Annotated in this window: 4 protein-coding genes; all 4 read right to left on the reverse strand. The window is 48.7% G+C overall.

The genetic code is table 11. The annotated features are described in order from the left end of the window. Positions 1–152: 152 nt before the first annotated feature. The 4 genes from serC to NK638_RS11530 all read right to left on the reverse strand — a co-directional run bounded on the left by serC (position 153) and on the right by NK638_RS11530 (position 5,856). A complete protein-coding gene (serC, locus tag NK638_RS11515) occupies positions 153–1,304 on the reverse strand; it encodes a 3-phosphoserine/phosphohydroxythreonine transaminase (protein ID WP_274633117.1) in 1,152 nt (383 codons plus the stop codon). A gap of 141 nt (positions 1,305–1,445) precedes the next feature. Then, entirely contained in the window at positions 1,446–2,267 is an 822-nt protein-coding gene (locus tag NK638_RS11520; protein ID WP_274633118.1) for a hypothetical protein, read from the reverse strand. A 41-nt stretch (positions 2,268–2,308) separates the two neighbouring features. Beyond that, positions 2,309–5,245, reverse strand: a complete 2,937-nt coding sequence (locus NK638_RS11525) for a M48 family metalloprotease (RefSeq protein ID WP_274633119.1) — start codon at positions 5,243–5,245, stop codon at positions 2,309–2,311. 47 nt (positions 5,246–5,292) lie between these two features. Further along, positions 5,293–5,856 (reverse strand): LemA family protein, encoded by a 564-nt coding sequence (locus tag NK638_RS11530; protein ID WP_274633120.1) that lies wholly within the window; start codon positions 5,854–5,856, stop codon positions 5,293–5,295. Positions 5,857–5,928 lie beyond the last annotated feature (72 nt).

The raw sequence follows: 5,928 nt of genomic DNA on the forward strand, positions 1-5,928 counted from the left end.
GCACGGTTTTAGGTATACAGTAGGTTTGCCTAGCGGTTTTTTGACTGACAATAAAAACGCCTGCACATAAAAAAGACGCCGCTTATAAAAGTGGCGTCTTTTTTGTCTTTTAGTGTTTGCGTGATAGCGTTTGAATTATAGCGATCGCTTGATTAAGCATGCTTTTTTTCAAAGGCAATCATAAAATCCACCAGCTGCTGTACCCACTCAAGCGGTACGGCATTATAAATACTAGCGCGCATACCGCCGACATCGCGGTGACCTTTTAGGTTCAATAGTCCTGCGGCCTCTGACTCTTCTAAAAACACCTTATCCAGACTGCTGTCTGCCAAGGTAAAAGGCACGTTCATGATAGAGCGATGCTCAGGGGCAACGGGGTTGTTATAAAAACTGCTGTCGTCAATGGTTTTATAGAGCAAGTCGGCTTTTTGCTGGTTAATCTTGCCGATCGCAGCCACGCCGCCCTGCGCCTCTAACCAATCAAACACCAATCCTGCCAAGTACCATGAGTACGTCGCTGGGGTGTTTGACATCGACGCTTTTTCGACTTGGTGCTCATAGTTCATAAGCATAGGGCACCACTCACTGGCACGGCCAAGCAAGTCTTCACGGATGATGACAATGATAAGACCTGCCGGACCGATGTTTTTTTGTGCGCCGGCGTAAATCATGCCAAACTTTGACACATCTATCGGCTGCGACAAAATGCAAGAAGACATATCGGCAATAATAGGTGCGTCGACTTGTGGTGGCTCAAATATCTGTAGACCGTGAATGGTTTCGTTGGCACAGTAGTGAAAATACGCCGCATCGTCGCTTAGGTTCCACTCGCTTTGGGCTGGCACGTCAGTAAAATTACTGTCTTTGCCAGTAGCGACCTCATTGACTGCGCCCAACCCCAATGCTTCATAGCGTTTGGCTTCTTTGACCGCTTTACCTGACCAAGCGCCCGTCGTTAGATAGTCACCGCACCCGCCATTTAATAAATTCAGAGGAATCGCCGAAAACTGTAAGCTGGCACCGCCTTGCAAAAACAGCACTTTATAGTTATCTGGAATCTCCATCAATGCCCGTAACTTACTCTCAGCCTTTTCTGTGATAGCGACATAGTCTTTACTACGATGGCTCATCTCCATCACCGAAAGGCCGCGCCCTTGCCAGTCAAGCAGCTCGCTTTGTGCACGCTCTAAGACGGTGGTGGGCATGGTCGCAGGACCCGCACAGAAGTTTGGCAGACGATGCGCGGCAGCGTTTGGATTGGTAGAAGCGTTGGATGTGTGGATGGATTCTGGGGTTGTAGACATGGTTATTATCCTAAATTGATGAGGTCATCATTGTTGGTTAACAGCTAAGCTGATTAACGATTAAAGCGCCTAGGGCGAATTTTTAAAGGCATTGTCAGTCTGGCAGTTTTCTTATTATCTCAAATGCTCAGTTATGTTCATTTACGAGACAGACTTTGCTATCTGTTGCCAAAACTGCCGCTTCAGACGGCTATCGGCGAGCATTTCATCCAAAGTTGGGAGCGTAGTTAGGGCAGGATGCGTCAGCCCGTCAGGCAAAGCCGTCAAAGCTGCCACTTGCACATCTTCACTACGCCCAATCTTAAAAACATAGCCTGCTAAGCTGGCATTGGCAAGCTCGGCAGTATCCATGCCCGCACAGATCGGAAACGCCGTGGTCTCACAAGTCATCGATAACGCTTGAGTGATGTTTTGCCACAGTTTTTGGCTGTCCCCGCTAAGGGTTTGCATGTCTACCAGTATGACCCAGTTGCCGTAGCGGCCACCTTGTAAACTAAACGGCAACACCTTTTTGTTGCTCTCATCAGCATATTTATCTGCTGATGGCGCAGCAGTGGTTGTTTTTACAGCGTCAACGAGTGGCTCCACCACCTGTGCGACGGTTGGTAGAGCAGGCTCGCCATCCAAATAGGCATCATCGTGATAAGAAGACGTATCGCTCGTGTCTAAATGATTTGACGAGCCCTCATCGATGCGGTGGGGATGGCGGTCATTGGCATGGCTTGGGGTATTCCACGCTGCATCGCTGTCGCTAACATCGCTGACAGGACTGCGCTGCGAAGAGGCAAGAGAGACGCTAGGACTTGAGAGGTTTGACCGACTTTCGCTAATGGCGGGGATATCAGCCATGCTTAGCGTCGCAGCATCTGGGCGCACCCACTGATCGATACCCATCGTCGCTAGGATTTGGCGCTGCTGCACACGGCGCTGTAGTACAATTTGCGGATCTTGGATATCACTCATGCGGTTCTGCTGTCTTATTTTTTAATTGAGAGCGGGCGATGTTAAAAGAGCTGGCGAACGCCTAACCAATGCTCTGCCAGCATCATCAGGCAGTCGTATTCATCTTGACTGATTATCGTATCGTGTAACATGACAGTATGCAATGTACTTAGCCATCGTTGATACTCATTATAATCTATTTGGCCGCTATCCTGTTGTCTCTTGCCACAATTATTATCTTCCGCCTTATGAGCACTCGCTGTATCAGCATGGTCCGCGTGATACGCTGGCACCATACAGACCACCGCTAACAGCTGGCTACTATTTAAGTGGGATGCGGTCATTAATAGCCACTGTAGATTTGCATCGCTGACGGCATTTAAGTCAATATCAATCAAACGGGCATGCCGCCTCACATCCACAATGTAGTGTGCAGCACTCTCCCATGCTGGCAGCCTATGGCGATGGGCGTTTTTGGACAGCCGATACGCCAGTAGTATCAGTACCGACCTCCTCACGGCATCCAGACCAGAAAACACCTGACCTGATGGGTCAAGCTGCGCACCTATATCCTCCATACCCGCCTGCAATAGCGTCTGCCAGCCAGACGGCTTATCGGTATTTTTGTCATTTAACACCGAAAAAAGCGTTGGCAATAACCGCTGTAAATGTAGCGCTTGCCATAATGACACGATAGACACTTCTTGTGACTTGGTGCATGCCACTTGATCAGATACTGATAATGGTGTATCTGTGCCAGACACAAGGTCTGCTGAGATATCCTGAGCAAAGTCAAAGGTCAAATCCTCTTCCAGCTGGCGAGCAAACAGCTGTAGTAAACCGCACTGATAGCGAGCGAGCATGGTACGGCTGCTTTGTTGCTGCTGATAATGCTGATGGGCGTGGTGGTCATAACTGCGCTCGTTTTGCAGGCGCTGTGCGTTAATTGTCTGTGCCGATAAGTCTTGCTGATGCAGCTGCTTTATCGCAAAAACCAGCACCGCACTGTCTAAGCGCCGATCCAAATTGGCCACCGCTGTCAGCAGTTTAGCATCTATCGTATGCGGTAAGATGGGCAGGTTGTTATGACTGTCATGATTGTTATCTACAGTGGACGCGGCGCTTTCCTTGCCTTCATATTGTTGCGTATTACTTTGCGATACTTCATCACCGATAATCCCCTCCCAAATGTCGTGCAAATCATATTTCATCGTCGTCGTCAGCAAGCGCCGTTGATGACATAACATGATGGCTTCGATCAAAGCTTGCGCGCCCAATGGGTGATGACTGTGATCCAGCACGTACTGCGGCAGGCAAACCTGATGCAAATCGTCGCTATCGATCCATGGTTTTTTTGGTAAATCGCTATCGGGTTTTGCCATCCATGGCTTTAGTAGCTGACAGGCACCTATATCCTCTAATGATACTTGCAAGCGGCCATCAATCACGACATCTTCTTTTATGATAAAGGGCAGCGCCGACTCTGCCTCTAAGGCATTATTAGGCTCATTGATCAAAACATCGACATTTTCTTTGATGTTTTCTTCAGCATTTTTGTCTTTTTTGGTGGCAGTAGCAGGGAGGTTATTAACAACTGGTTTTTTATCTTTACTTAGGCTATTTGCTTGGACTTCGCCCCAATCACCTAGGCGACGCTGCGCATATATCTGTTTTATTTTTTGCTGGTTTAATCGTTTTTCATGGGCAACTTGCACAGCAAAGTCATGATAGGCTTTGGCATTGACGGCACTCATGCGCTCGCTTAAGCTTGGGTGGGTAGCAAACCACGATACATCCCCTAAGTCCGCGCCGCTACTGGCAAAGAAAAAATGACTCAGACCATTGATATCAGCGATGTTGGTTAAGCGCGAGCCTACTGTGTCTTGATGAATCGCTTTTAGAGTCTCTATAATCGCCGGCGAACGGGTCAACTGTACGCTGGTAGCATCGGCGAGCAACTCACGCTCACGGTTGAAGCTGTGTTTGATCAACTGAGCGCTGGCCATACTCGAAAAGCTCAGTCCGTGTAACAGCAGTGTCCACACGCTACGCGGCGCGTGCCGATCAATGATAGGATGATTCAGCCGGCGCGACTGAGACTGCGTCAATGATAGCGGTTTGTGCGACTGGGCTTGCCAGTATGACACCCATTCGCGATGCGTGGTAAAGCTTGCCGTCTGCGCCTCGGTACGACGTGCATGACTGTCGATGCTACGCTGCGGTATCAAAGCGCTTTGACTAACGCTGCTATCAATAGAGCCAGCATAGCGATTGTCACTTATCAAGCGATTGCTATTATGACTGATAGGATCGCTCCAATCATACAGTATCTGTAGTCCTGCTAGCACCACCATCAGCTGTAGGTTAAATGTCGCATCACCATGTAATATATGACCGTACTCATGGCCGATCAGTCCATATAATGCTTCATCAGAGAGCTTGTCTAACGCACCCTGCGTCACGACCAATACCATGTCTTGACTATGGCGGCCAGCGACAAAACCATTGATACCTTGCTCATCAGGCAGCACATACAATATCGGCATATCCAGCCCCGATGCAATAGCCAGCTGCTGCGCGATTTCGTAGTAGCGGCGATAGACAGGAGGGAAATCTCGCTCATCACGCACTGCGATCTGACGGTCACTAAAGCGAACTTTTTTGGCCGCAGTATGCTGCTGAGCCACCCCTTGACTGTGCTCCCAAGCATCCTGACTGCTATCAACAAACAGACGAACCGCCCCCACGCGTTGAGCAATCGCGCGGCCACCCGCTCTGAGGCGGCGATACTCTACAAAACTACCACCAACAAAACTCGCTATGATCCAAACGATAACCAAAACCAACGCCCAGTAGTAAATACCCCCTGTAAATATCGTCAGCAACAACCACACAACTCCGAGAGCCACTACTATATGAGCCAAGACGATCAAAAAAAACAGCCCATAAAGTAACAGACTGCGGCGCGTGCGTATCCGCTGCTGAGCAAAAAAATCCATCCGCTTATCTCAAATTGGCGACACTTTTTGTGCTTTTACTTGGTATCTCAAGTCATATCTACAACAGGGGCTTTGGCAATGGCGTCTCTATCTGCAAAGACCAGTGGGCTGAGCGGACGAAATCCAAAAGTGCTGCTGACCAGATTGTTTGGAAACACCTCACGGTCATTATTATAAAACATCACGCTATCGTTATAGTGCTGACGGGCAAAGCCTATACGGTTTTCGGTATTGGTCAGCTCATCCATCAGCTCTTTGATCATGCTATCCGCTTTTAGCTCAGGATACGCCTCCACCACCGCTGAGAGTTGCCCCAAAGCTTTAGACAGCATGCCTTCTGCTTTGGCAAACAACGCCATATGCTCAAGCGACTCTGGCTGATGATGCATAGAGTTTTGTAGGCTTTGGGCGTGATTACGGGCGCTAATCACACGGCTTAAGGTCTCTTCTTCATGCGTCAGATAACGCTTGGCGGCCTCAACCAAGTTTGGAATCAAGTCATGACGACGCTTGAGCTGGACATCTATCTGCGCAAAACCATTTTTTGCTTGATTGCGCGCGCGTACCAATTTATTAAATATCGACACCCCAAACACGACCAGCAGTACCATGAATATAATCATTAGCCAAATAAACATCTTCATAAGCAAATCCCAATGTGTCTAGAGTATTAGGGCGTGTTG

The sequence above is a fragment of the Psychrobacter sp. A3 genome, assembly GCF_028823565.1.
Lineage (GTDB): Bacteria > Pseudomonadota > Gammaproteobacteria > Pseudomonadales > Moraxellaceae > Psychrobacter > Psychrobacter celer.